Annotated in this window: 23 protein-coding genes and 1 pseudogene; 19 read left to right on the top strand and 5 right to left on the bottom strand. The window is 60.4% G+C overall.

The features are described 5' to 3' along the window. The first annotated feature begins 104 nt into the window (after nucleotides 1-104). The 4 genes and pseudogenes from AC1DMK_RS29385 to AC1DMK_RS29370 all read left to right on the top strand — a co-directional run bounded on the left by AC1DMK_RS29385 (nucleotide 105) and on the right by AC1DMK_RS29370 (nucleotide 3,908). A pseudogene (locus tag AC1DMK_RS29385) lies at nucleotides 105-1,132 on the top strand (IS256 family transposase). Nucleotides 1,133-1,547: 415 nt separating this feature from the next. Then, the gene (locus AC1DMK_RS29380; protein WP_477863824.1) at nucleotides 1,548-2,312 is read left to right on the top strand and encodes a DeoR/GlpR family DNA-binding transcription regulator; all 765 of its coding nucleotides are present in this window, start codon (nucleotides 1,548-1,550) and stop codon (nucleotides 2,310-2,312) included. A 45-nt stretch (nucleotides 2,313-2,357) separates the two neighbouring features. Then, the gene (locus AC1DMK_RS29375) at nucleotides 2,358-2,816 is read left to right on the top strand and encodes a YbaK/EbsC family protein (protein WP_037066661.1); all 459 of its coding nucleotides are present in this window, start codon (nucleotides 2,358-2,360) and stop codon (nucleotides 2,814-2,816) included. A gap of 78 nt (nucleotides 2,817-2,894) precedes the next feature. Beyond that, entirely contained in the window at nucleotides 2,895-3,908 is a 1,014-nt protein-coding gene (locus AC1DMK_RS29370) for a Tim44 domain-containing protein (protein WP_477863823.1), read from the top strand. Nucleotides 3,909-3,942: 34 nt separating this feature from the next. Here the strand turns inward: AC1DMK_RS29370 and AC1DMK_RS29365 are convergent, their stop codons facing one another. Further along, complete coding sequence (locus tag AC1DMK_RS29365; RefSeq protein ID WP_477863825.1) at nucleotides 3,943-4,611, bottom strand: J domain-containing protein; 669 nt, start codon at nucleotides 4,609-4,611, stop codon at nucleotides 3,943-3,945. Between the two features lie 303 nt (nucleotides 4,612-4,914). Between AC1DMK_RS29365 and panC the strand changes: the two genes are divergently transcribed. From panC to AC1DMK_RS29340, 5 genes are all read left to right on the top strand, one after another. Continuing rightward, nucleotides 4,915-5,790 (top strand): pantoate--beta-alanine ligase, encoded by an 876-nt coding sequence (gene panC, locus AC1DMK_RS29360; RefSeq protein ID WP_477863822.1) that lies wholly within the window; start codon nucleotides 4,915-4,917, stop codon nucleotides 5,788-5,790. Beyond that, entirely contained in the window at nucleotides 5,790-6,611 is an 822-nt protein-coding gene (gene panB, locus AC1DMK_RS29355; RefSeq protein ID WP_037066667.1) for a 3-methyl-2-oxobutanoate hydroxymethyltransferase, read from the top strand. Before panC ends, panB begins: the two co-directional genes overlap by 1 nt. Before the next feature lie 328 nt (nucleotides 6,612-6,939). Next, nucleotides 6,940-8,013 carry an efflux RND transporter periplasmic adaptor subunit gene (locus AC1DMK_RS29350; RefSeq protein WP_477863821.1) on the top strand — a complete coding sequence of 358 codons (1,074 nt, stop codon included), beginning with the start codon at nucleotides 6,940-6,942 and terminating at the stop codon, nucleotides 8,011-8,013. Next, the gene (locus AC1DMK_RS29345) at nucleotides 8,013-9,092 is read left to right on the top strand and encodes an efflux RND transporter periplasmic adaptor subunit (protein ID WP_477863820.1); all 1,080 of its coding nucleotides are present in this window, start codon (nucleotides 8,013-8,015) and stop codon (nucleotides 9,090-9,092) included. The genes AC1DMK_RS29350 and AC1DMK_RS29345 overlap by 1 nt, the downstream gene beginning before the upstream one ends. Then, nucleotides 9,089-12,163 carry an efflux RND transporter permease subunit gene (locus AC1DMK_RS29340; RefSeq protein WP_477863819.1) on the top strand — a complete coding sequence of 1,025 codons (3,075 nt, stop codon included), beginning with the start codon at nucleotides 9,089-9,091 and terminating at the stop codon, nucleotides 12,161-12,163. Before AC1DMK_RS29345 ends, AC1DMK_RS29340 begins: the two co-directional genes overlap by 4 nt. A gap of 34 nt (nucleotides 12,164-12,197) precedes the next feature. Here the strand turns inward: AC1DMK_RS29340 and AC1DMK_RS29335 are convergent, their stop codons facing one another. Further along, the gene (locus tag AC1DMK_RS29335) at nucleotides 12,198-13,409 is read right to left on the bottom strand and encodes a TIGR03862 family flavoprotein (protein ID WP_477863818.1); all 1,212 of its coding nucleotides are present in this window, start codon (nucleotides 13,407-13,409) and stop codon (nucleotides 12,198-12,200) included. A 197-nt stretch (nucleotides 13,410-13,606) separates the two neighbouring features. Next, nucleotides 13,607-13,813, bottom strand: coding sequence for a DUF2735 domain-containing protein (locus AC1DMK_RS29330; protein WP_477863817.1), 207 nt, complete (start codon nucleotides 13,811-13,813; stop codon nucleotides 13,607-13,609). Between the two features lie 506 nt (nucleotides 13,814-14,319). Between AC1DMK_RS29330 and AC1DMK_RS29325 the strand changes: the two genes are divergently transcribed. The 6 genes from AC1DMK_RS29325 to AC1DMK_RS29300 all read left to right on the top strand — a co-directional run bounded on the left by AC1DMK_RS29325 (nucleotide 14,320) and on the right by AC1DMK_RS29300 (nucleotide 20,166). Next, the gene (locus tag AC1DMK_RS29325) at nucleotides 14,320-15,360 is read left to right on the top strand and encodes a glutamine synthetase beta-grasp domain-containing protein (protein ID WP_037066683.1); all 1,041 of its coding nucleotides are present in this window, start codon (nucleotides 14,320-14,322) and stop codon (nucleotides 15,358-15,360) included. A gap of 240 nt (nucleotides 15,361-15,600) precedes the next feature. After that, nucleotides 15,601-17,547 (top strand): BTAD domain-containing putative transcriptional regulator, encoded by a 1,947-nt coding sequence (locus AC1DMK_RS29320; protein ID WP_477863816.1) that lies wholly within the window; start codon nucleotides 15,601-15,603, stop codon nucleotides 17,545-17,547. Between the two features lie 124 nt (nucleotides 17,548-17,671). Continuing rightward, nucleotides 17,672-17,809: a hypothetical protein gene (locus tag AC1DMK_RS29315; protein ID WP_196246809.1), complete on the top strand. Its 138-nt coding sequence runs from the start codon at nucleotides 17,672-17,674 to the stop codon at nucleotides 17,807-17,809. Nucleotides 17,810-17,819: 10 nt separating this feature from the next. Further along, entirely contained in the window at nucleotides 17,820-19,079 is a 1,260-nt protein-coding gene (locus AC1DMK_RS29310) for a YcaO-like family protein (RefSeq protein ID WP_477863815.1), read from the top strand. Continuing rightward, nucleotides 19,076-19,822, top strand: a complete 747-nt coding sequence (locus AC1DMK_RS29305; protein WP_477863814.1) for a TfuA-like protein — start codon at nucleotides 19,076-19,078, stop codon at nucleotides 19,820-19,822. Before AC1DMK_RS29310 ends, AC1DMK_RS29305 begins: the two co-directional genes overlap by 4 nt. Nucleotides 19,823-19,896: 74 nt before the next feature. Beyond that, nucleotides 19,897-20,166 carry a hypothetical protein gene (locus AC1DMK_RS29300; protein ID WP_037066692.1) on the top strand — a complete coding sequence of 90 codons (270 nt, stop codon included), beginning with the start codon at nucleotides 19,897-19,899 and terminating at the stop codon, nucleotides 20,164-20,166. A 21-nt stretch (nucleotides 20,167-20,187) separates the two neighbouring features. Here the strand turns inward: AC1DMK_RS29300 and AC1DMK_RS29295 are convergent, their stop codons facing one another. After that, nucleotides 20,188-20,592, bottom strand: a complete 405-nt coding sequence (locus AC1DMK_RS29295; RefSeq protein ID WP_037066695.1) for a helix-turn-helix domain-containing protein — start codon at nucleotides 20,590-20,592, stop codon at nucleotides 20,188-20,190. 393 nt (nucleotides 20,593-20,985) lie between these two features. On the opposite strand from AC1DMK_RS29295, the gene AC1DMK_RS29290 reads away from it, so the two are divergent. The 4 genes from AC1DMK_RS29290 (at nucleotide 20,986) to nadC (ending at nucleotide 25,325) form a co-directional block, all read left to right on the top strand. Beyond that, complete coding sequence (locus tag AC1DMK_RS29290; RefSeq protein WP_477863813.1) at nucleotides 20,986-21,888, top strand: NUDIX hydrolase; 903 nt, start codon at nucleotides 20,986-20,988, stop codon at nucleotides 21,886-21,888. Between the two features lie 68 nt (nucleotides 21,889-21,956). Beyond that, nucleotides 21,957-22,928, top strand: coding sequence for a quinolinate synthase NadA (gene nadA, locus AC1DMK_RS29285; protein WP_477863812.1), 972 nt, complete (start codon nucleotides 21,957-21,959; stop codon nucleotides 22,926-22,928). Beyond that, nucleotides 22,925-24,472, top strand: coding sequence for an L-aspartate oxidase (locus tag AC1DMK_RS29280; RefSeq protein WP_477863811.1), 1,548 nt, complete (start codon nucleotides 22,925-22,927; stop codon nucleotides 24,470-24,472). The genes nadA and AC1DMK_RS29280 overlap by 4 nt, the downstream gene beginning before the upstream one ends. Before the next feature lies 1 nt (nucleotide 24,473). Beyond that, complete coding sequence (gene nadC / locus AC1DMK_RS29275) at nucleotides 24,474-25,325, top strand: carboxylating nicotinate-nucleotide diphosphorylase (RefSeq protein WP_477863810.1); 852 nt, start codon at nucleotides 24,474-24,476, stop codon at nucleotides 25,323-25,325. A 24-nt stretch (nucleotides 25,326-25,349) separates the two neighbouring features. On the opposite strand, the gene AC1DMK_RS29270 is transcribed toward nadC, so the two are convergent. Beyond that, the gene (locus AC1DMK_RS29270) at nucleotides 25,350-26,132 is read right to left on the bottom strand and encodes an alpha/beta fold hydrolase (protein ID WP_477863809.1); all 783 of its coding nucleotides are present in this window, start codon (nucleotides 26,130-26,132) and stop codon (nucleotides 25,350-25,352) included. Nucleotides 26,133-26,443: the final 311 nt, after the last annotated feature.

Raw genomic sequence — 26,443 nt, 5'->3', positions numbered from 1 at the left:
GATCGTGCCCCGCCGAGTGGTGTAGGTTCTGAGGAGTAAGGTGGCCATCAGTGTTTTCCGCTAGGGTCGGGTTGTTGAAGACCAACCTGACGGAAAGACCACCGATGACCAATGACATGATGGACGTGCGCTCGCTTGTTGAGAAGAGCGCTGATGCAGATTTATTGCGTGAGATGATCGGCTTTGCCGCCGAGCGATTGATGGAGCTGGAGGTCGGCGGAGCCACCGGTGCTGACTTCGGCGAGAAGAACCCGATGCGGCTTGCTCAACGCAATGGCTACCGCGACCGAGACTGGGAGACGCGGGCCGGTACGGTCGAGCTTCGCATTCCAAAGCTGCGCAAGGGAAGCTATTTCCCGAGCTTTCTCGAGCCGCGTCGGATGGCGGAGAAGGCTCTGACGGCTGTTATCCAGGAGGCTTACATCCAGGGCATTTCGACGCGCTCGGTTGATGATCTCGTCAAAGCCATGGGTATGTCGGGGATTTCGAAGAGCCAGGTATCTCGGCTGTGTGAGGAGATCGACGTCAAGGTGAAGGCGTTCCTCGACCGTCCAATCGAAGGTGACTGGCCATACATCTGGATCGATGCCACCTATCTGAAAGTCCGCCGTGGCGGGCGCATTGTCTCTGTTGCCGTCATCATCGCCGTCGGCGTCAACAGCGACGGTCGGCGCGAGGTCCTGGGTATGGAGGTCGGCACGTCGGAGGCCGAGCCGATCTGGACGGAGTTCCTGCGCAGGCTGACACGCCGAGGACTGCGGGGTGTGAAGCTCGTGGTCTCCGATGCTCATGAAGGGCTCAAGGCTGCCGTCGCCAAAGTTCTCAGCGCCACCTGGCAAAGATGCCGGGTTCACTTCATGAGGAACGTCCTGGCACATGCCGGAAAGAGCGGCAGGCGTGTCGTATCCGCCTTTATCGCAACGGCTTTTGCTCAGGAGACCCCGGAGGCAGCAAGCGCTCAATGGCGTAGCGTCGCCGATCAGATCAGACCGAAAGTTCCAAAGCTCGCCACCATTATGGACAACGCTGAAGACGATGTGCTCGCCTACATGGGGCCAGGTACATGACCCTTGAGACCATGGCGCAAATGAGCGATGATCCCCAAATCAGTCTGCCCGCTGTGGCACGCTGATATCCTCCGGCTCTATGTCGGAAAGCACGGCCTCCGCCGCGACCTACACCACCTCCGGGGACACGATCGTCTGCGGCTGCAATGCGGAGCTTGGGACGCGTGGGAAGGTCGGCGACACGGTCCTATGAGCCGACTGTGGTCGGAACAAGACCTGGATTGGGTGTTTCCGTAGAGATGCGCCGCTCGCTAGACGCCCCATGCGAGCGTCCTTTGGGGCTTGCACCCGCCAGCGTCGATGCTGCGACGGCTGAGATCGCCGACAGCCAGGGCGCCATCCGTCACGACGCAAGCGTTTTGCTTGGGCAGGCGGTCGCACGCCAAGGCAGATGCCTTGAAGCCACTTTGCGTGTGATCTCACGCTCTGGTATGCATTGGTCCGTCGGCCAAACGAAACAGAAGTGAAAGTCGTGGCACCATGTTCCTGAGCGATCGTCAAACTGACATAGTCGATATGGCCAAGACGAATGGCCGTGTTTTCGTCGACGAGTTGGCCACCCATTTCTCTGTCACGCCGCAGACCATCCGCAAGGATCTGAACGACCTTTGCGACGCGCAGATCCTGACCCGTGTGCATGGTGGCGCGACCTTCCCCAGCGGTACGGAGAACGTAAAATACGAGGCGCGTCGCCAGATCGCGGCCGCCGAAAAGCAGGCGATCGGCGTTGCCGCCGCCAGCCTCATTCCCAACAATGCCTCGCTGTTCATCAATATCGGCACGACGACGGAGGCGGTCGGGGAAGCTCTCGCCAACCATCACGAGTTGATGGTGATCACCAACAACATCAACGTCGCCAACAGATTGAGACTTCTGCCGGCGATCGAAGTGGTCATCGCGGGCGGGGTCGTTCGTTCCTCCGACGGCGGCATCGTCGGCGAGGCGGCCGTCGATTTCATCAGGCAGTTCAAGGTCGACTATGCGGTCATCGGCGCCTCCGCAATCGATGAAGACGGTGCATTGCTCGACTATGACTTTCGCGAGGTGAAAGTCGCACAGGCCATCATCGCCAATGCCCGACATGTCGTGCTGGTGGCTGATTCCACCAAGTTCGAGCGCACGGCGCCGGTCAGGATCGGGCAGCTGTCGCAGGTGCACACCTTTATCACCGACCGGTGCGTGACGCCGTCGATCAGGCAGCTGTGCCAGGAAAGCGATGTCAGACTGATCGAGACCAACCGCTGACGATTGGCACTTCAATTCACCCCGCAGTTGCGATAGCCTTCGGTTATGAGCCTAGAAACCGTCCGCGCATTTTTCAGCGCATCCGCTCCCGACATCGAGATTATTGAAACCGCCGAAAGCTCGTCCACGGTGGCGCTCGCCGCAGAGGCACATGGTGTCGATCCAGCACAGATCGCCAAGACGATCTGCTTGCGGGTCGGCGATGAACCGATGCTGGTCGTTGCCGGTGGCCTTGCGCGGCTCGACAACCGGAAGTTCAAGGAAACGTTCGGTTCAAAGGCCCGCATGCTGGGCGCTGACGAGGTGGTCGAGGTGACGAGCCATCCTGTCGGCGGCGTCTGCCCTTTCGGGCTTCCGTCGCCTCTGCCCATCTACTGCGACGTCTCTTTGCGGAGGTTCGATGTGGTCGTTCCCGCCGCCGGATCCACCCATTCGGCCGTGCGCATATCGACGGAGCGACTGGTGGAATTGACCAATGCAACATGGGTCGATGTCTGCCAATGAAGCCCAGGTGCTTCAAACGCGGAAAAAGGCACCTATATAGGTACCGAGATCGGTTGGTTACCACACAGGAGAGCTTGAATGCCGAGTGCCGTTTCGCGTTTTGCCAAGGTTGCGGCGATTGCCGCCCTGACGGGCGTCACCGTGTTTGCCTCGATCGGCGAGGCTGACGCGCGGCGCGCCGGAGGCTTCGGCTTCGGCAGCCGGGGGACACGCACGTTCCAGGCGCCGCCAGTCACGCGCACAGCGCCCGCACCGGCTGCTCCGATCGAGCGCTCGATGACGCCCAAACCGCAAACCAATGCTCCCTATGCCGGACAGCAACCTGCTGGCGCGCAGCGTCCTGGTCTCTTCGGCGGCTTCGGCCGATCGATGATCGGTGGCCTCGTCGCCGGTGGTCTCCTCGGCATGCTTCTTGGCCACGGCTTCGGCGGCGGCTTCGGTTTCCTCGGCATGCTGCTGCAGTTCGCCCTGATCGCAATGGCAATCTCCTTTGCGGTACGCTACTTCGCCAACAGGCGGCAACCGTCGTATGGAGCGACTGCGCCAAGCGGTGCCCACTCAATGGCTTCAAACGGAAACGCGTCGGCTACGAACGGAACCTCGTCGTTCCGGATCCCGTCGATCGGTTCTGCAGCCGGTTTCGGAGTACCGCAATCGCAGAAGCCGAAAGACGAACTCGGGCTGAAACAGCGTGATCTCGACAGCTTTGAGACGTTGCTGACCGAAGTCCAGACCGCCTACGGCCGCGAGGACTACGGGACGCTGCGCCGTCTGACGACGCCCGAAGCGATGTCCTATCTCGCCGAGGAGCTTGGTGAAAACGCCACCAACGGAGTTCGCAATCAAGTTTCGGATGTGAAGCTTCTGCAGGGTGACATTGCTGAGTCGTGGCAGGAAGACGGCGCAGACTATGCAACCCTTGCCATGCGCTACTCTTCGATCGATTCAATGGTCGAGCGCAGTGGTGGGCGGTTGATCAGCGGCGACAACCGCGAGCCGACCGAAACCACGGAAGTCTGGACATTCGTGCGCAAGCCAGGGGCCGATTGGAAGCTTGCCGCCATCCAGGGAACGGAGCAGCGCGCCGCGTAATCTCGCACGCGCTGACCCATCCGGACTTCCTGTCCTAGACTTCCTGCGCGGCGGCCGGCACGACCCACAACGGCCGCTCTTCGCGTTTGGAGGAGACAGCCGACGTGGCTGCTGCCGCGGGGATCAGGCCTTCCTCGCTCTCCTGCACATCAACCTCGTAGGCGTAGTCATAGAGCATTTCGCAGGCGCGCTCGCTTGCCTTGATCTTCGCCTCCGTCTCGTTGATCGCGCTTGCGATTGCCTTGATACGGGCGCGCAGCATGGATCCGAGAATGTCGGTCGACGGACGCTTGTCCAGCCGTTCCAGATGATGTTCGATGCGCGCGGAGTGACGCTCCAATTCGCGTTTGCTGAAACGGGACTTGCGCATTTCCTCCGAAAGGTCGGAGCGCATGCGGGCGAGTGGATCGAAGCTACCGGGCTCGCGCTCATCGAGCGTGAGTTCGTTGACCAGTTTCTCGATCACGATAAGGGCCTGGAGATCGACCGGATCCGCAAGCTCGACATCATAGCCCGTATCGTCGAAGACCTTTCTGCGGACGGGATCCAGGAGCAACTCATAGGCCTTCTGGACGCGGCTGAATGCGTCCGGCGCGCCGCCGGAATCGGGATGGGTGGTCTTGGCGCGTCGCCGATAGGCCGACTTGATCTGGTCATCGCTCGCGTCCCGTCGGACACCGAGAATCTCGTAAGGATTGGTCACCGTCCCTCCGCTGTTGTCGGACATCGTCGTGACACCCGTGAAGGGCATTCGTTCATCAACGTCTTCCTTCTACCATCACTGCGGCAGAGTTTGGACAAAAAGAATGCGTTACTCACCGTTCGAATGACGAGCAGATCGAGACCGCTTTGGTCTGGGGCCGCGCGATCAAAATATTGCGTGTCCTACCGCCTGCTTAATCGATATAATAAGAGTGCTTGCGTTGACGCTTTTCGACAAATCGAGTTCTATCCGCCACCTTCCCGGGCCGGCGCTGCCGGTCAAGGGATGCTGGAGGAGGGTTTCATGCGCGTTATCAGATCGACCGTAGACCTACGTGATCATCTTGCGACGTTTCGGCGCAATGGGAAGAGCGTTGGGTTTGTGCCGACCATGGGCTTCCTGCACGTCGGTCACATGGAACTGGTGTCGCGCGCCGCGTCGGAAAACGACGTGACTGTGGTCTCGATCTTTGTCAATCCGCTGCAGTTCGGTGTCAACGAGGATCTGGCAAGATACCCTCGGGATTTCGAACGCGACCGCGCCCTTCTCGCCGAGGCAGGTGTGGACGTACTGTTTGCGCCTGAGGTGACCGACATGTATCCGCGCCCGATGCAGACGGTCGTTGATGTTCCCGTCCTCGGCAATCAGCTGGAGGGTGCGGTGCGGCCGGGACACTTTGCCGGCGTTGCGACTGTTGTTACAAAGCTCTTCAATCTCGTTCAGCCCGATGCTGCCTATTTCGGCGAGAAGGACTACCAGCAGGTCGCTTTGATCAAGCGTATGGTGGAGGATCTTGCGCAGCCCGTCCGGGTCGTGGCCGTGCCGACGGTGCGTGAGGCCGACGGTCTCGCATGCTCCTCGCGCAACGTCTATCTCAGCGCCACGGAACGGGCGGCGGCGGTGATCGTTCCGAAGGCGCTTGCGGAGGCTGAGCGGCTTTACGCCGATGGCCTCGATGACGCGGCAGCGCTTGAGACGATCCTGACCCGGTTCATCCAAGCCGAGCCGCTTGCGACCGCCGACGTGGTTGCCGTCAGGCATCCTGAAACCCTTGAGGTGCTGAAGGTCCTGCAATCTGGACCTGTGCTTGTCGCCCTCTTCGTACGGATCGGGACGACCCGGCTGCTTGACAACCGCGTCATCGGCCTCAGACGCTCCGCTCAGCCGAGGGCCGCATAATGAGCACTCACGGCAAGCAGAAACGGCTGACGACGACCGCCATCCGGTCAATGAAAGGCAAGGAACGGGTCGTGTGCCTCACGGCCTATACGACGCCGATCGCGCGGCTGCTCGATCCCCATTGTGATCTGCTGCTGGTTGGCGATTCGCTGGGCATGGTGCTCTACGGAATGGAGACGACTGTCGGCGTCACCCTCGACATGATGGTGGCACACGGACGCGCCGTGATGCGCGCGGCTTCACACGCCTGCGTCATCGTCGATCTGCCGTTCGGGAGCTATCAGGAATCGAAGGAGCAGGCATTTCGAAGTGCCGTCCGCGTTCTGCAGGAGAGTGGATGCGACGGCGTCAAGCTTGAGGGCGGCGAGGAACTGGCCGAGACAATCGCTTTCCTGACAGCCAGGGGCGTTCCTGTATTCGGCCATGTTGGCCTGATGCCGCAACTGGTCAACACGGCTGGCGGCTTTCGGTCGCTCGGTCACTCGAGCCAAGAAGCGGACAAGATCCGTCGCGATGCCGCAGCCGTTGCCGAGGCCGGTGCGTTTGCAATCGTCGTCGAAGGCACGGTCGAACCGCTTGCCCGCGAGATCACCGCCTCGGTCTCGGTTCCGACAATCGGCATCGGTGCGTCGCCCGCCTGCGACGGGCAGGTTCTGGTGTCGGACGACATGCTCGGACTTTTCAACGACTTCAAGCCGCGGTTCGTCAAACGCTTTGCAGATCTCAGTCCGCTCGTTTCAAAAGCGGCTGAAAGCTATGCCGAGGAGGTGCGCGCCGGCCGCTTCCCGGGCGAAGAGCACACATTTCAGATCAGGCGCTAGGTGGGTTCACTCACCATCTGGAAATGATGTTTGAGGATCGGCAATATTGTCGTTCGGGACAAATTGCCTCCACCCGAAATCGCTCTACATTCTTGATTTGTCTTAGATGCCTGCACCGGCCGCAATCGTCGGACCGGTGCAAGGCAACCGATACTTCGACGCTTGCAGACGGTGGGATGAACTTCCAATTTCATTGCCGGAGGGACGAGCAGGAGCTTTGCGCGATCATCAGTCCGCATTTTCGTCTTCACGCAGAATGTGCTTCGCGCCATCGGGGATGATGCACCGATGGCGTTCCATCAATCATGGGATCCGGGGAACTCCTTTCATGTTCAGCAAGACGATCGCCTTGTTTCTTCTATGCTTTGCTCTGGCAGGGTGCCAGAAGGAGGAGCATCAGATCGCCGAACTGGAAGTTCCGGTGCGTGCCATCAATGTCGCCTTCTCCGACTATCGCTTCAGCATCAAGCTGACGGGCGAGATCGTTGCTCATATACAATCCAACCTGTCGTTTCGCGTCGGCGGCAAGGTGACGGAATGGACCGCAGATGTGGGATCGCACGTCACGGCCGGTCAAGTCATAGCGCGCGTTGATCCGAGGCAGCAAAAAGCCGATGTCGAGGCCGCCGAGGCCGCCCTTGTTGCTGCGCAGGCAGATCTTGCCCAGGCGTCGGCCGAATTTGAAAGACGCAAGACCTTGCTTGCGAGCGGCTCGACCACCCGCGAGGCCTATGATCAGGCAGCAACGGCGCTAAAGACGTCACAGGGATCACTGGACAATGCCAAGGCCCAGTTGGGAACGGCCAGGGACGCCCTTGGCTACACGGAACTTCGCGTCGACGCCGACGGCATCATAACAGCCCGCAACGTTGAGGACGGGCAGGTCGTGCAGGCGGCTCAGACAGCTTTCACGCTTGCCCAGGACGGTCCCAGAGATGCGGTTTTCTATATTTACGAGGGGTTGCTGCAAACCAAGCAGGCAGCGCCACGCATCGAGATCGCACTGGTCAGCGATCCGAAGATCAAAACCTATGGAAAGATCACCGAAGTATCTCCGACCGTCGATACGGCGAGCGGCACCGTGCGTGTGAAAATCACCCTGGACGATACCCCGCCTGAAATGACGCTCGGTGCGCCGGTCACGGGCTTTGCGCAGTCGGAGCCTGCGCCGATGATCGTCTTGCCGTGGACGGCACTTTCTTCCGTCGACGGCAAGCCTGCAGTATGGATTGTCGACCAGGGGGATGCGACCGTTAGTCTGGGGCCGGTGAAGATCGCAAACTATGAAACCGGAAGGGTCATCATATCTGGAGGTCTTTCCCCCGGTGACACGGTCGTTGTCGACGGCGGGAAAATGCTTCGTCCGGGACAGAAGGTGCGCATCTTAGGAGAACAGGGCTGATGACCGGATCCTATTTCCTGACCATCGTGCTTCTGACCACCCTTGGATGTCTGTCGGCCTGCAGCGACAAGAAGGAAGAGGCTGGTCCACCGATCCGTCCGGTTTTTTCAAGGGTCATCGAACTGGCTCCTCTGCCGGCGCCGACCTTTGCTGGGATCGTTTCACCGAAAACCGAAACACCGCTCGGCTTCCGTGTCGCCGGTTTGATGGTCGCGCGCGATGTCAATACCGGCGATATCGTGACGAAGGGGCAGCGCCTTGCGGCGCTTGACCCGACATCGCTGCAACTGGCCGTCGGGTCTGCGCAAGCCCAGCTTGCCAATGCCAAGGCACAGCTTGCCAACGCGACATCGGTGGAACAACGGGCTAGGTCCACATTCCAATCCGGAACGGCGACGAAGTCCAACCTGGAAAGCAGCGTGCAGGCGACGCAGAACGCCCAGTCGGCCGTGGTCCAGGCGCAAACCGCTCTCGACAAGGCAAACCAGGATCTGTCCTACGCCGAGATACTGGCCACCTTTGACGGCGTGGTGACAGCCACCTCCGTGGAGGTGGGGCAGGTGGTGTCGGCGGGAGAAGCCGTTGTAACAGTGGCACGTCCGGAGGAACGGGATGCTGTCGTCGACATACCCGAGGGTGCATTGGTGCCGGCGATTGGCACCCCGTTTTCGGTCCTCCTGCAGATCGACCCTGAGATCAAGGCGGCAGGAAAGGTACGGGAAGTGGCACCGACCGCCGACGCAGCAACGCGCACGCGCCGGATCAAGATTGCGCTAGAGGCCCCCCCGGATGCGTTTCGGATCGGTACGACGATCACGGCGGTTCAGGACGTCGGGACGGTCGCGAAGCTGTTCTTGCCAGACGCCGCGCTTCTGGAGCGGGACGGCAAGACCCTGATCTGGATCGTCGACAACAACGGCGGTGCTGTCCGGTCCCAGGAAGTCAAGACCCGTCAAATGGGCGCCGGGCGCGTCGAGGTCCTGTCCGGCCTCGAACCTGGAACGCGTGTCGTTCTTGCAGGTGTGCATAGTCTCAAAGAGGGGCAGAACGTGACGATAGAGGGTGGTGCACGCTCATGAAGGCGTTCAATCTTTCGGACTGGGCGCTCGAGCATCGCTCGATGATCTGGTATTTCATGATCGCCTTTGCTTTGCTCGGCGTATTTTCTTACCTGAACCTCGGGCGCGAAGAAGATCCGAATTTCACGATCAAGACGATGACGATTTCCGCGCAGTGGCCCGGCGCTTCGGCTGAGGAGACGACCCGCCAGGTGACCGAGCGTATCGAGCGGAAGCTCGAGGAGCTGGACTCACTCGATTACACCAACAGCATCACGACGCCCGGCCAGACGCTCGTCTTTGTTTATCTGAAGGATACGACCAAGGCTCGCGACGTGCCCGCAATCTGGTTAACGGTCAGAAACATGGTCGGTGACATCAGCGCCCAGTTTCCCTCCGGCGTCCTCACTCCAACCTTCAACGATCGCTTTGGCGACGTGTTCGGGAACATCTACGCCTTCACTTCGGACGGGTTTTCGCAGCGTCAATTGCGAGACTACGTCGAGGATGTCCGCCGCGACATTCTGACGGTTCCCAATGTCGGCAAGGTCGACCTTGTCGGGGCGCAGGACGAGGTCATCTTCCTCGAATTTTCAACCCGCCAGCTCGCCGCACTCGGGATCAGTCAAGCCGACGTGCTGAGTACGCTGCAGTCCCAGAACGCGATTGCCCCTTCCGGCGTTCTGCAGGCAGAGGGCGAGAGGGTCAGTTTGCGGGTGAGCGGCCAGTTTACCTCGGAAAACAGCCTGAGAGGCGTCAATCTGCAGGTCAATAATCGGTTCTTCCGATTGAGTGATATTGCCAAGATCAGTCGAGGTTATACGGATCCACCGACGTCGCTGTTCCGCTTCAACGGGCAACCGGCCATCGCGCTTGCCATCGGCATGAAGCAAGGTGCAAATCTCCTGGACTTCGGCAAGGCATTGCAGGTGGAACTGCGCAAGGTCGTGGCAACCCTCCCCATCGGTGTCGAGCCGCATCTGGTGTCGGATCAGCCCCGCATCGTCGAGGAGGCGGTGTCGGGGTTCACCAAGGCGCTGTTCGAGGCAGTCGTGATCGTCCTGATCGTGAGCTTTGTCAGCCTCGGCATGCGGGCGGGGCTGGTGGTTGCTCTTTCCATACCTCTAACGCTCGCCATCACATTCGTATTCATGGAGTATGACGGCATTTCCCTGCAGCGCATTTCGCTTGGCGCACTGATCATAGCACTCGGGCTTCTGGTCGATGATGCGATGATCGCGGTCGAAATGATGGTGGCGCGGCTGGAAGCCGGGGATCCCCTGACGAAGGCTGCAACTTACGTCTATTCGCATACGGCCTTCCCGATGCTGACCGGAACACTCGTAACCGTGGCAAGCTTCATGCCGGTTGGCCTAAACAGCAGTGCTGCAGGCGAATTCACCTTCTCGCTCTTCGTCGTGATCGCCGTTTCGCTGATCGTGTCATGGATCGTCGCTGTCGTCTTTGCACCGCTTTTGGGGGTGACGATACTGCCCGCGGCGATGAGGCAGCACCATGAGACCACCGGCTGGTTCGCAAGGTCGTTTGCCCGATTGCTTGATCTTTGCATGCGGTTCAGGTGGATCACGATCGCGCTCACCGTGATCGCCTTCGCTATCTCCGTTTACGGCATGCGTTTTGTCCAGGAGCAGTTTTTTCCCTCGTCCGACCGATTGGAGCTGATCGTCGATTTCTCGCTTCCGAACAACGCGTCCATCAGCGAGACCGATCGGCAAATGGCAAAGTTCGAAAAGGATAAGCTTGAGGGCAATCCCGACATCGAACGCTGGTCGACCTATGTCGGGCAGGGCGCGCAACGCTTCGTCCTGTCGTTCGATGTGCAGCCTCCCGCAGCGTCTTTCGGACAGATCGTCATCGTTACGAAGAGCCTGGAGGTTCGCGACAAGCTGCGCGCCGATCTGCAGGATTATCTCACCAAGACGTTCGTGGGCACTGACGCCTACGTCAAACTGCTCGACATTGGTCCGCCTGTCGGACGGCCTGTGCAATATCGCATCAGCGGTCCGGACATCGAACAGGTACGGCAGTTCGCACTCGAGCTTGGAGGCGTTCTCGGCAAGAACCGTTCGCTAGGCGACATCGTCTATGACTGGAACGAACCGGCCCGTGTGGTGAAGGTCGACGTCCTTCAAGACAAGGCCCGGCAACTGGGCGTCACATCCGAAGATATCGCATCGGCCCTGAACGGTATCGTCGGCGGCGCATCGGTCACCCAGGTCCGCGATGACATTTATCTGATCAATGTGCTGGCGCGGGCTGAGGAATCAGAGCGGCGTTCGATCGAGACCTTGCGCGATCTGCAACTGCGCACGAGCAATGGCAATTCGGTGCCGTTGGCCGCGATTGCACACTTCCGCTACGAGACGGAACCACCGAAGATCTGGCGCAGGGACCGTTTGCCGACCATCACCATCAAGGCTGGTGTCGTTGACAGCAAGCAGCCTGCCACCGTCGTCAATGAGCTTGCGCCTGACGTTGAGGCGTTTTCGTCCGGGCTGCCTGCAAGGTTCAGCATCGAGGTCGGCGGGACGGTCGAGCAAAGCGAAAAGAGCCAGGCGCCGATCATCGCAGTCGTTCCGATGATGCTTTTTGCGATGGCGACAATCCTGATGATCCAGCTGCAGAGCTTCTCACGGCTGTTTCTGGTGTTTGCGGTCGCCCCCCTGGCTTTGATCGGCGTGGTGATCGCGCTTCTGTCAAGCGGCGCGCCGATGGGGTTTGTGGCGATCCTCGGCGTTCTCGCGCTGATCGGCATTCTGATCCGAAACTCGGTTATACTCGTGGTCCAGATCGAGGAATTGCGGCATGAGGGACGGCATCCCTGGGATGCCGTGCGGCAAGCGACACAGCACCGAATGCGACCGATCCTGCTGACTGCGGCAGCGGCGAGCCTTGCGCTCATCCCGATTTCGCGTGAGGTGTTTTGGGGGCCGATGGCCTACGCGATGATGGGGGGCATCGTCGTTGGGACGGTGCTGACATTGTTGTTCCTGCCGGCACTCTATCTTGCGTGGTTCCGGATCAAACGTCCGGCGGAGGAGGAGGTCGCGAGCGACAGGGTTGCGGACTAACCTACTCGCGTTTCCGCCGAACCCATGAGCGAGGTCATCGCCCAATCCAGGCGTCGATCCCCCTTGCTGCTGCGCGGCCGGTGGCAAAGCAGGCGGTGAGCAGGTACCCGCCTGTCGGGGCTTCCCAATCGATCATCTCGCCGGCGATGAAGAGGCCGGGGCGGGCCTTCAGCATATAGTTGTCATCGATCCCCTCCCAGCCAACGCCGCCCGCCGAGGAGATCGCCTCGGCGATCGGGCGGGTTCTCAAAACCGGGACGGGCAGGGCCTTGATCAGCTTTGCCAGACGCTGTGGCTGGTGCAGATCGGCATCGCTGCCAAGCTCGCGCAAAAGGTTTGCCTTGACGCCATCGATACCTGCTCCCTTGCGCAGTCGGTTGGACACGCTTGTCTTCGGATTCTGCCTGGCAAGGTCGCGCTCGATCCGCTCTTGCGAACGATCGGGCACAAGGTCAATGTCCAGATACGCAACCTTTCCGGCAACGAGCGCTTCACGCAGTGCGGCGGCATGGACGTAGACGAGGCTGCCTTCTATACCGTGCTCGGTAATGACGAACTCGCCCGGAAATGTGCCGGCGCTTGATCGCCCAGTCACTGACTTGACCGGGGCGCCGGCGTAGCGCTGGCGGAAAACCCGGCTCCATTCGACGTCGAAGCCGCAATTGGCCGGCTGAAAGTCATGGATGGAGATCTGTTTGTCCCTGAGCCAGGGGACCCATCGCCCATCCGAGCCGAGCCGCGGCCAGCTCTCGCCGCCGAGCGCCAGCAACGCAGCGTCGCACCGGATGGTCCTTGCACCGCCGTCAGGCGTCTCGAACAGATATCCGTCATCGGAAAAGCCGCKCCAGCGATGCCGCGTCAGGATCTTTACGCCCTGCGCTTGCAGGCGCTTCAACCAGGCACGCAGGAGCGGCGACGCCTTCATGGCCACCGGGAACACTCGCCCTGATGACCCGACGAACGTCTCGGTTTCCAATCCGGCTGCCCAGGCGCGAACGTCTTCGGGTTTAAAAGCGTCGAGCGCGCTGCGAAGCCGCGGTGCTGCCGTGCCAAACCGCGTGGAGAAATGATCAAAATTCTCGGAATGCGTGATGTTGAGGCCCGATTTTCCGGCAAGCAGGAACTTGCGTGCGACCGTGGGCATCGCTTCATAAACCGTGACGATATGGCCGGTTGTCGACAATTGCTCGGCCGCCATCAGCCCTGAGGGGCCCCCGCCGATGATTGCGATCTCTTTTTTTGTCATGCGTCTTCTGAAAATCCCGATCGTCCACGTCTGTCATGACGTGCGCAGGCGCATGACGCAAGGCCGGTGACACTTCAACCGGCTTCAGCGACGTGCTCAACGGGATGAGACGTCCAAGGCAGATCCGCCAAGGTCATCGATCGTTCGCAATCTGCTTGAGTTGTGCTGGCGGCTGGCGCAACGCACCGGGTGCGCAATCAATCCACGAGCCGCGGCGTAAATTTTGGCGTCGAAGGCGTGGCGGCCTCTTCCTTCATCGCATCTTCGTGGTACCAGCAACTGTCGTAGACACAAGGACCAATATCTTCCGCAATATCCGCTTTCTGCCTCATTCCTGCAGACGAGAAGCGTTTCGCTGGAAACGCGAATATTTTCGCTGACTCGTGATGCACACCAATGACCATGTCATGCCTCCTAATTGAGTCCCGATCGAGAACATTGAAGCGAGCATAACACGGGTGCACAGAGATTGCGCGATTTGATTGAAAAAAGTGCAATATTTGTTGGATTAATAGGCACGACTGAATTGATCACCTTTATATCAGAATTCCATCACGTCCAAATGTTAGTCATATGCATATATATTAATCACACACTCAGGCGTGTGGAAAAAGTATCGTTTTGAGAATCCAGGTTTGCAGCTCTGCGTCCCGAAAGATCGCGTGGCCTGGCCAGCCACTGTAACCGATTGAACCCGCAGTGAGTTCAGCGGCAAATACCCCCATGGAACGGCGGGTACGGATTGGTTTTTGCCACTGACAAAACAGTCGGCCTCGACCCGCATTTTATATGGCCTCGCCCAACTGGCACGCCGCATGCATATAGAGACGCATCCCTTTGCGGGCACGGGTGCTTCGGCAGTCGGGTTCGCTTGAGGATTTGCTCACACCTTTGTTTGAGAGACTCGCAAATGACCAAGTATAAGCTCGAGTACATTTGGCTCGACGGGTACACACCGGTACCAAATCTTCGCGGCAAGACGCAGATCAAGGAATTCGACGTATTTCCGACACTCGAGCAGCTCCCGCTCTGGGGTTTCGATGGCAGCTCGACGATGCAGGCTGAAGGCCGCAGCTCTGACTGCGTGCTGAAGCCGGTTGCCCTCTATCCCGATCCGGCTCGCAGCAATGGCGTTCTCGTCATGTGCGAAGTCATGATGCCGGATGGCGTCACGCCGCATCCCTCGAATTCGCGCGCCACCATTCTCGACGATGAAGGCACCTGGTTCGGTTTCGAGCAGGAATATTTCTTCTACCAGAACGGCCGCCCGCTCGGCTTCCCCGAGCAGGGTTACCCGGCTCCGCAGGGTCCGTACTACACCGGCGTCGGCTATTCGAACGTCGGCGATATCGCCCGCGAAATCGTTGAAGAGCACCTCGACCTCTGCCTTGCTGCCGGCATCAACCACGAAGGCATCAACGCCGAAGTGGCCAAGGGCCAGTGGGAATTCCAGATCTTTGGAAAGGGCTCCAAGCGCGCTGCCGACGAAATCTGGATGGCTCGCTACCTGCTGCAGCGCCTGACCGAAAAATACGGCATCGACATCGAATATCATTGCAAGCCCCTCGGCGACACCGACTGGAACGGCTCGGGCATGCATTGCAACTTCTCGACCAAGTACATGCGCGAAGTCGGCGGCAAGGAATATTTCGAAGCGCTGATGGCGCAGTTCGACAAGAACCTGATGGATCACATTGCCGTCTACGGGCCTGACAACGACAAACGCCTGACGGGCAAGCATGAAACTGCTCCGTGGAACAAGTTCTCCTACGGCGTTGCAGACCGTGGCGCCTCGATCCGCGTACCGCACTCGTTCGTCAAAAACGACTACAAGGGCTACCTGGAAGATCGCCGCCCGAACTCTCAGGGCGACCCCTACCAGATCGCTTCGCAGGTCCTGAAGACGATTTCGGAAGTTCCGATCGCGGGCTCCGCCTCGGCTGCGGCCTAATCAACAACTGATTGCGCAAATGCGGTAGCGCCGGTCGAAAGACCGGCGCTATTTGTTGCGGTCGACATGTTGTCGCCTGATGACCGAAATGGTTTTTCGCCCACAAGGGCTAGGTTGCGAAGTGCACCTGTGAGCGAAGCATCCGGCGGTTGAAAAATTCAACCGCACCAGCACATTCCTTTTGCGTTGGCTTGGTTTGCCTCTATAATCGGGGCCGGATTATCCAATCGCGAGTTGTCTGTGAAATCGCTGGCTAGCCACCACGCTCCTTTGCTTCGTTTGCTCGGAAAGCCTACGCTTTTCGCGAACGGCAGCGAGATAGTGCTGCCGGAAAAGGCTTATGCGCTGCTGGCGTTCCTTGTTGCGTCGCCGCAATTGTCGATGGAGCGCGAGACCATTCGCGGCATCCTTTGGCAATCCGAGGAATCAAAGCAACGGGCCGGCAGCCTGCGCCAACTCCTGGCCCGCATCGACCGGAGCATCCCGCATGACCTTCCGCGTCTCCTCAAGACGACCAACACGCATGTTGCGTTTGATACTCACCACTGGAGTGCCGATGTCCTCTTGCTGCGCGACGCCGGAAAGCCGCTTGCGCGGCCCGATTGGTACCTGTTGCAGGGCGAGCTTCTCGAAGGCTTCCGCGCTCCGACCATGGAAGCCGACGAGTGGGTGACCATGGAGCGCCGGCGCATCGCCGAGCGCCGCGATTCGCATATCATCGCGCTTCTGGAGGCGCGCGAGAAGCGCACGTTCGGCGACATTCTCCTGCTCGCCGGGCTGCTCGTTGAGACGGATCCCGCGCATGAGGTTGCCTGCCGGGCTTTAATGCGTGCCCATGCCGATGCCGGTGACGTTGCCGCCGCGCGACAGGCGTATTTTCGATGCCGCAATGAATTGAAGGCTGAATACGGATCCGAACCGGATACGGTGACCCAAGCTCTTGCCAGGGAGCTCGGCATCGTCGCACCGGTGACGCTTGCTGCGGCGGAGGCACCGCTCAGCCGTGGCGCCTCGGATGCGCTCGGCCAGCCCCGGGTCCTCATCCTGCCACCAGAGACGATGCTGTCTGATCCCCTTTTGCAGCGCGTCGGCCGGGCCCTGCTGGAGGATGTGACGATCGGGTTGAGCCAGCAAAGGGGCTTCAAGGTCATCGCGGCCCATACGAGCATCGAAATCCTGAACCGGAGCCTTGCGGGGGGTGAGCCGCCGCCCCAGGACTTGCGTTTCGACTACACCGTCTACGTGACGATCCATGGTCGGGAAGACGACATCTACGCGACCTGCCGATTGACCAGGACGTCGACTGCCGAAGTGCTTTGGGCGATCGATCTGCCGCTCACGATGCAGAAGGTCAACCAGTCGTTCAGCCAGCTCGCGCGCCGCATCGTCATGACGCTTGCCGATACGATCGAGCGCCGGGAACTTGTGGACATGATGTCTGACGTCAACCCGTCCGCCTATCGTCTCTACCTCGAGGGAAAGCGTTTTGTTTCCAAAACCGACCTCCAGCATCTGCGTCAGGCGCGCAAGTGGTTCAAGTCGGCGTTGGCCCGGCATGACAGGTTCTCGTCCGCTCACGCCGGGATGGCGCGCGTACTGGGGATGGAATGGCTCGTGCGCGGAATGAAGGATACCGAACTTCTGGAGGAGGCTGACCGGTCTGCGTGGCTCGCGCGCGACAGTGACCCAAACAGCGGTCGTGCGATGCGTGAACTCGGTTTTGTGGCCCTTTATCGCCGGCGATTTGCAGACAGTCTCGACTTTTTCGCCGAGGCGCAGATGCTCAACCCGAATGACGCCGATATCCTGGCCGATTATGCCGATGCGCTTTTGCATGACGGGCAGAGCGAGCGAGCACTTGAACTCAGCGCTGCAGCGATGAAGCTCAATCCGCTTCCGCCGGACTACTACTATTGGAACCTCGGCGGAATCCACTTCGTCCAGGAGAACTATGCCAAGGCAATCGAAGTTCTGGACCGCGTCAAGGAACGCCCCGCGGCGTCGCGGTTGCTTGCTGCCGCCCACGCCAAGAACGGCGATCTGAAGTCAGCGGCTCGCTATGCCGCGATCGTCCTTGAGAATTTTCCCGATTTCCGCACCGACGACGTCTGGCAGTTCGTGCCCGACCGAAATCCCGACGACACGCGCCAGCTGATCGACGGGCTTCGCATGGCCGGTTTGTCCTGAAGCGTTACACCTTGTGCATCCCGGGCGACCGCCAACGCCCAATCCCAGTCACGCCTGAATAACGCGACGGGTTCATCCTGCTTCTGTCCGCAGCCAAGCGCTGCTTCCAGCAGGAGATAGAAGAATGAGCACGACAGAGATCAAGCAGACATCCTCGACCGTCCGTCTTTCGGCAGCAGCCCAGGCAGCCCTTAAGCAGGACGCCGTTCAGTTCGACACGAACGCCACGGCGAGCATCGTCCACGCGCTGAAGTTCCGCTGAGGTGATGCGAATGTCTGTCCAGACCGCACTCAGGGATTTGGTCGAGGATCTCAGCCTGTCATCGGCGGGGATCAATGCCTATCACGACCGCTCACTGACGCCTGGGCAGACACTCGCGGCGATCAGGCCGCACTTCGCCGAACTCGGCATTACACGCGTGGGTCTTCTCACGGCACTCGACGTGCTTGAAATTCCCGTTGCCTTTGCCACGCGACCGAACAGCTACACGCTCTCCGTCTTTCAGGGGAAGGGCATTGACGAGGAAGCGGCGATGACGTCCGCTGCCATGGAGGCGGTGGAAACGCGTATCGCCGAGATGCAGCCCCAGGATATGATCGTTGCAACAGTGGACGGAATGAAGGCGGAGCGGGCGTCGATCATCGATCTCGATTCCGTCGCGCGCTGTGTGCCCTCAGATATCGATCCGGCCCCGATTGCCTGGGGCGAAGGGATCGACATCGTCTCCAATAGACCGGTTTTCGTTCCTTGGTCGCTTGTCGGTCTCGATCACCGTGGCGCAAGGCCCTCCGGATTTGAACAGTCGAGCGACGGCCTGGCTTCGGGAAATCGACCGGCGGAGGCCGTATTGCACGGCCTTTGCGAGCTGGTTGAACGCGACGCCTGGGCATTGATGCAGCTGCGCCCCTACGATCAGCTGCGCGGTTGTCGCATCGATCCAACGGCGTTCGGCGATCCGATCGTGGACATTGTCGTCGATCGGATCACCCGTGCGGGTATGCGCCTCTTGCTCCTCGACATGACGACCGACATTGGCGTTCCGAGCTTTCTCGCCGTCATCATTCCGGGCAACCTCGGAGACCGCGTTGACGCCCGATGGACCAACGTCTGCGGCGGCTGCGGTTGCCATCCGGACCCGGTGCGCGCTGCGCTGCGTGCTATCACGGAGGCGGCGCAGAGCCGTCTCACTGCCATCGCCGGAAGTCGCGACGATTTCTCGCCGCGGCTCTACCAGCGGCTAGACGGCGACGGGCCGATGCAGCAACTCATCGATCTGTGCGACGAAGCACCAAAGGCACCGAGCTTTGCCATCGAACCGGCCGAGCGCAGCATTCAGGAGAATATCCGCCATATCATCGAGAGGCTTCAAGCCAGGGGCATTGAGCAGGTCGTCGCAGTGCCGCTGCCCCATCCGCGTCTACCGGTCTCGGTCGTCCGGGTCATCGTGCCTGGCTTGGAGGTCGATGTGAGCGGCGAATTCATCCAACTTGGGTTGCGCGCTGTCGGCGCCATGCAGGGAGCCCTCTCATGAAAGTGATCTTTGCCGGCCCGAGCTTCGGCGCCGATCTCTCCAGGCTGAAAACGACCCACCCATCGGTCGAATTCCGGCCTCCTGCGGCGCGCGGCGATATCCTCCAGGCAGTGCAGGATGGTGCGCTGGCGATCGGCATTGTCGATGGCTATTTTGGCGAAGTGCCCTCCGTATGGCACAAGGAGATCCTCTACGCGCTGCAGAAGAACGTCGTGGTGGCCGGTGGCGCCAGCATGGGCGCATTGCGGGCTGCCGAATGCGCGGCCTTTGGCATGATTGGTCTCGGAACCATCTTCAACGACTACGTCGATGGGCGTCTGCTCGACGACGAGGCGGTCGCCCTTGTGCATGCGCCCGAGGCGCTTGGGTGGCTGCCGCTGTCGATTCCGTGGGTGGACTATGAACCGACGATCGATGCCTTGCGCCGGCGTGGAGTTTTGTCTGCAGGTGAGTACAAGATGTTGCTGCTCGCCGGCCGTGCGCTGCATTTTTCCGAGCGAACCTATCCGCGGGCGGTCGAGCGGTGCGCCTTCGCAAGCAAATCACGCGCCGCAGAGCTCCTTCGCCTGATCCGGTCGAACAAGATCGAACGCAAGCGCGCTGACGCGCAGTGCGTCCTGCGTTACCTGAACGAAGGCACCTTTGCGGAGGTCGAGTGTCGCTGGGGCTTTGCTGCGACGTCGCACTGGGAGACCCTTCGGGCGGAAGTGTCGAACGCCGTCACGCCTGTAACGCTCAAATAACGCCGAGCCTGAATGATGCCATTGGGACTGAAGCTCCAGAGCAGTGTTTGGAGTGATATCATAGAGGCGGTCACATGAACATTCAGACGAGCGACGAAGGTACGGGCAGCGAGTATGCCAGGATATTCCGCCTTCTTTCGGCCGCGAAGGACGAAGCGGAGAAGCTCAAGCTTCACAATCTGACGCACCTGGCCAACATGGCCCTGTTGCAGGTGGTCATCGACTGGGATGGCATCGATCCGGAGCGCGAGCTTGACGTCAATCTCGAGAAACTGGTCGGGACAAAGACGAAGCTGGCGATGAAGGACGCCAGGGACAATCTGGTTGTCCTCGATTGCCACTAGCGGCGGTGTTTCGAAGCTGCCTTATTCAGCAGCTTCGGTATCTACCTGATCCATGCCGGCAATTGCCTGCACGAGCTTTACGATCTTTTTGCGGACCTGCTCGTTCTTGATGGAAAGAAAAGCGGCATTCAGGAGCACGCCATCGCGAGAGACGACGAATTCTTCGGTCGGCGTCGGATTGTCGTTGGCAGTGCCAAGTGGGTTCAGATCTTCGAAGAACGAACGGACGTCGACATCCAGCGCACCGGCGATTTCCACCAGCATGCTCGCTGAAACGCGGTTGGAACCTTTTTCGTACTTCTGGATCTGCTGGAACGTGACGCCGACGCGATCACCCAGTTCGGTCTGGGACACCTTGCGCATCAGGCGCTTGATGCGGATCGTTTTTCCGACGTGCACGTCGACTGTATGAGGACCGTCTTTCATGGCCTTATCCTTTCCACGCCGGTTGTGGCGCGATAATTATGCTATACAGCAACCTAACCAAGATATTTGAACGGATCAATTGTGCCGATCGATTTTTCTTCCAGATCGCGCATGGGCCTGTTCACCTTCACTTCCAGCTGGAACCGAATTGCGCAATCTGCCGATTCCGCAAAGTTTCTAAAACAACCATAGATCGATTCCTGCTACGTAACATGGTCAAGATTGGTTTTGTCGGCGACCACAGGAAATTCCGTCTGCCTGGTGTTGCCTTCGGCTTGCATGCCAGAGGATCTGAAAGCCTCTGGAAACGTCTCTGCCCGAAGGCTAAGCTTTCGTCTTCCCGCCGCCTGTGTCAGAGATTGTCTGTTCGACAACAACAGGATTCGCGCCTTCTTGACGATTGGATTTGCACATGCCGAACTGATTGCCGTTCTCGCCGCCGCGACGGGAGATGAGCCGCGCGTCATGACGATCCGCTCCGGCGATGCCCTGCCTTCGGGGCCTTTCGAGATGGGGCACCGGACCCTGCAAAGCGGGCTCAGGGAGTGGGTTCAGGAGCAGACGGCCCATCCGGTCGGCTACCTGGAGCAACTCTACACCTTCGCCGATCGCGACCGCAACAATGAGATTCTTGGCGGCAGGACAATTTCAATCAGCTATCTCGGCCTCGTGCGCGAACAGGCGGCACCCGGCGCCGGCCGCCCCGGCTGGCACGGCTGGTACGAGTATTTTCCGTGGGAGGATCGACGCGCCGGCCCGCCGCCGATCCTCGAGGAGATTTCTGCCCACCTCACGACGTGGGCAAATGGCGAACCCGGCCGGCGCGAGGAGCGGCGGCGTCGCGCGATCTTCGCATTTGGTCTCGGCGATAACCGTTGGAACGAGGACTTGGTGCTGCAGCGCTATGAGCTGCTTTACGAGGCGGGCCTTGTGTCGGAAGCAGGTGCACCGGGACAGATCAATCCCGGACGCGCGATGTTTGCCGACCACCGCCGYATTCTGGCAACCGGSATTGCRMGGCTKCGYGCCAAGATCAAATATCGTCCCGTCGTATTCGAATTGATGCCCGACAGCTTCACGCTGCTGTCGCTGCAGCGCACTGTCGAGGCGCTGGCCGGCCTGACGCTTCACAAGCAGAATTTCCGAAGGCTCGTCGAGCAGCAGGAACTCGTTGAGGAAACCGGGGAGACGGAGAGCGAAACGGGGGGCCGGCCGGCCAAGCTGTTTCGCTATCGCCACGCCGTACTCGAGGAGCGTGCGCTTGCCGGATCAAAATTGCCGCTCTCCCGCAATTGACATATGCTCATGGTGAGAATATCTATTTGCCCATGATATGCTCATCTAGAGCATAATAGGAGTCGGCCATGAATCATCCCGTTTCCGCGTCATCGCTCTATGAGCGCGTCAGCCGTGTCATTCCCAAAGCGGAGTGGATGTCGTTCGAGGACGACGTGGACGCGATCCTCAGGCTAAAGCGGGAACGCAACGCGGTCATTCTCGCGCACAACTACCAGACGCCAGAGATCTTCCACGGAGTTGCCGATATCGTCGGCGACAGTCTGGCACTGGCGCGCAAGGCAATCGACGTCGATGCCGACGTCATCGTGTTGGCCGGCGTTCATTTCATGGCGGAGACCGCAAAGCTGCTCAACCCTGCAAAGACGGTCCTCATTCCAGACATGGGAGCCGGCTGCTCGCTGGCCGATTCCATCACCGCTGAGGATGTCGCGCTCCTGCGTCAGGCACATCCGGGTGTGCCGATCATCACCTACGTCAACACCTCGGCCGCGGTGAAGGCCGCATCCGATATCTGCTGCACCTCGGGCAACGCCAAGCAGGTGGTGGAGTCGCTCGGCGTGCCGCGGGTACTGATGATCCCGGACGAATATCTCGCACGCAATATTGCCCGCGAGACCAGTGTGGAAGTTCTTGCCTGGCACGGTCATTGTGAGGTCCATGAGCTTTTCACAGCAGACGATGTCCGCCAGCTACGGGAAAACCATCCCGGCGTCATCGTGCTCGCACATCCAGAGTGCCCACCCGATGTCGTGGCGGAAGCCGATTTTGCCGGCTCGACGGCAGTCATGTCCGACTATGTTGCAAACCAGCGCCCGGCGCGGGTGGTGCTTTTGACCGAATGCTCGATGAGCGACAATGTCGCCGTGCATCATCCCGATGTCGAGTTCATCCGGCCCTGCAATCTCTGCCCGCACATGAAGCGGATCACGCTCGCCAATATCCGCGCCGCGCTGCAGGAAAACCGCCATGAAGTGACGGTTGATCCGGCAATTGCCGTTGCGGCGCGCCGCGCCGTCGAAAGGATGCTTTCGGTATGACCACGGTTCTTCGCGAGCTTGACGGCCACGTTGTTATTGTCGGCAGCGGGCTGGCGGGCATGATGACGGCGCTGACGCTTGCGCCGCAGCGCGTCGTCATCGTCACGCGCGCGGCGCTCGGGGCAGAAACATCGAGCGCTTGGGCACAGGGCGGTATCGCCGCTGCTGTCGGCTGCGATGACAGCACCAACATCCATCTGGCCGATACACTGGCTGCCGGCGACGGATTGTGTGATACACAGGCCGCCGCAGCCATCATCGCGGAAGGCCCGGCGGCGATTGCAGCACTTGAGCGGGCCGGCGTTCATTTCGATTGCGACGGGGAGGGGCGCCTGTCGCTTGGCCTTGAGGCTGCGCATTCGCGACGCCGTATCGTCCATGCCGCCGGCGACGGATCCGGTGCCGCCGTCATTCGCGCGCTTGCGAGCGCGGTCGCCCGTACGCCATCAATCAAAGTGCTGGAAGGCGCCGAAGCCCGTGCGCTGCTGACGCAGGGCTCCTTGATCAGCGGGCTTTTGGTTTCGACGGCGTCCGGTACGGCGGTCATTGCGACCTCGAGTGTTGTGCTCGCAACTGGTGGCATCGGTGGTCTCTATGACGCCACGACCAATCCCGTCTCGAACTTCGGCCATGGGATCGCACTTGCCGCAAAGGCCGGTGCGATGCTGGCCGATATGGAATTCGTGCAGTTCCATCCGACAGGCCTCTGCTCTGCACGCCGGCCGCTTGCGCTGGTCAGCGAAGCCGTGCGCGGCGAGGGGGCCGTCCTCGTCAACGATAGAGGCGAACGCTTCATGGCCGATGTCGACGGCGCCGAGCTCGCCCCCCGCGACATCGTTGCGCGCGCCATCAGTGCGGAGCTGTCGCATGGGCGGCGCGTCTTTCTCGATGCCCGCCGGGCGCTTGGCGATCGATTTGCTTCGCGATTTCCCACCATTCATCGCCTATGCGCGGAGGCGGAGATCGACCCGGCGAAAGATCTCATCCCCGTGCGCCCGGCTGTGCACTACCACATGGGTGGCGTGGCGACGGACCTTAGAGGACGCAGTTCGGTGGCCGGCCTCTGGGTCGTGGGCGAGGCGGCTTCCACCGGTTTGCATGGTGCCAACCGGCTCGCCAGCAACTCCTTGCTCGAGGCGGCGGTCATGGGCATGCGCGCCGGGCAGGATATCGGCGGCATCACGACGAGGGGGGCGGCCTCGGTCGAGGCGATCGAAGCAATCCGGCTCAGGCCACCCGCAGAGACGACAATTGTTCGCTCCATCGTATCTCGCCATCTCGGCGTCCTGCGTCATGGAACCCATCTTGAAGACGCGATCGGCGCTTTGCTGCCGTTGACGGATGAAGACGGTCCGAGTGCCGATCCTGCTGTCGTGGCTCTTTTGATCGCCGTTTCCGCGATGCTGCGCACCGAATCGCGTGGCGCCCACGCGCGCATCGATTTCCCGTTGAAGTGCGCTCGCGCCGAGCGACGCACGATGACCCTTTCGGCTGCGCTCGACATAGCGCGTGCTACGTCCCATTCATTTGCCAGGAGTGCCTGACATGACCTTTGCCCCCCTGCCGCGGCTGATCATCGAGCCGCTCGTGCGCAATGCGCTTGCCGAAGACCTGGGGCTCGCCGGTGACATCACCTCCGCCGCGGTCATTCCGGCGGATCACCGGTCATCTCTCGTCATGGTGGCACGGCAGCAGGGCGTCATTGCCGGCCTCGATGCTGCCGTGCTGGCGTTCCAGCTCGTTGATCCCGCGATCACGATCGTGCGCCACCTTGAGGATGGCCTGGTCGTCGATGCCGGCGCTGTCATCGCCACGATCAGCGGACCCTCTCGCGGATTGCTGACCGGCGAGCGCACGGCGTTGAACTTCCTCGGACACCTTTCAGGCATCGCAACAGTGACCGCCGAGCTCGTCCGTGCCGTCAAGGGGACCAAGGCGTCGATCGCCTGCACCCGCAAGACGACACCGGGTCTGAGGGTGCTGGAGAAATATGCGGTTCGCGCCGGAGGGGGCATGAACCATCGCTTCGCGCTTTATGACGCCGTTCTGATCAAGGACAATCACGTGGCGATTGCCGGCGGCGTGGCCGAAGCGATCCGGCGTGCCAGGGCAGGCGTCGGCCACATGGTCAAGATCGAGGTCGAAGTCGACACGCTCGAGCAGTTACGCGAAGCCATGGAAATCGGCGTTGACGCGGTGCTGCTCGACAACATGACACCGGCCCAATTGCGCGAGGCCGTCGCCATCGTCGATCGTCGCGCCATTACAGAGGCTTCAGGCCGAGTGACACCTGCTACAGCCGCTGCAATTGCGGCCTCAGGCGTCGATCTGATCTCCGTCGGCTGGTGCACCCACAGTGCGCCGACCCTCGACATTGGTCTCGACATGCAATCCTGATCAGGTGCATCTCATCCCGCCGCCCTAGTTCGAGGAGCGCACACCGGCGGCCTTAAGGATGAGGTTGGTGACCGCCTTGGGCTGCGAAATCATCGAGAGGTGGCTGGAGTCGAGTTCGACGGTTTTGGCGCCCATCCGCTTCGCCATGAAGCGTTCGAGATCGGGATCGATGGTGCGGTCGTTCTTCGATACGGCGTAGAAGCTCGGCTTCGAACGCCAGGCCGCTTCGGTCGTCTTGCCCGTGAGCAAGGCCTTGTTGAAGGGTTCCTGGACCGCATAGAGAACTTTGGCCTTCACCTTTGGCACATCGCCCGCGAAGTCATGGAGGAAGGCCTGCTCGGTGAGCCGTCCTTCGTCACCATCGAAGACGATGCCTGCAGACGCCGGAGGCGTCGGGTAGGTCTTGGCGAGCGCGGTGTAGTCTTCTCCGGCGTCAGGCGCACGTGCGGCGATATAGACGAGCGATGAGACGTTCGGGTGCACGCCAGCCTCGGTAACAATCATCCCTGAGAAGGAGTGTCCGACGAGAACCGTAGGACCGTCCTGGCGGTCGAGAACGCGTTTGGCGGCCGCGACTGCATCGGGAAGGGTTGTCAGCGGATTCTGAACCGAGGTCACGTTGAGACCTTCTGCCTGAAGGCGGGGGATGACCTCCGACCAGCAGGAGCCGTCGGCGAACAGGCCGTGGACGAGAACGACGTTCTTCGCCCTGACGATGCTCGTAGCGGGCGCACCTTTCGGAAGTAGACTGACAGCGGCACCCGTTGCAAGGGCACCGATAAACACGCGGCGGGACATCGGTTGCATGGCGTTTCCTTTCCTTCGTTTTTAAGGCGTCCAGGGATGTGATAGCCCACACGCGCCCTATGTTGACACCGGCATGACAAAACCTCCGAAGTGGGTCGCGTCAATCGAGATGGTGTTTCAAGGCATGATCGCCGAGTTTGGTCCCAACACCGTGAACATGCACTAGTGTTTCGTCTCAGAGATTATGACGGGTTGTCTATGCCGAGGATTGGCAGTTCTTGAGGCGGGACAAGCAGTTGGATGCTGCGCGCCTGGCCTGGTTGCTTTTGGATCAATCCAATTTGGTCGAGCGTCTTTAGCATCTGGTGAAC

This window comes from Rhizobium sp. 05L419, from assembly GCF_056397845.1.
Note: the sequence above shows the minus strand (reverse complement) of the source record. Positions and strands in the feature narration are given on the sequence as shown.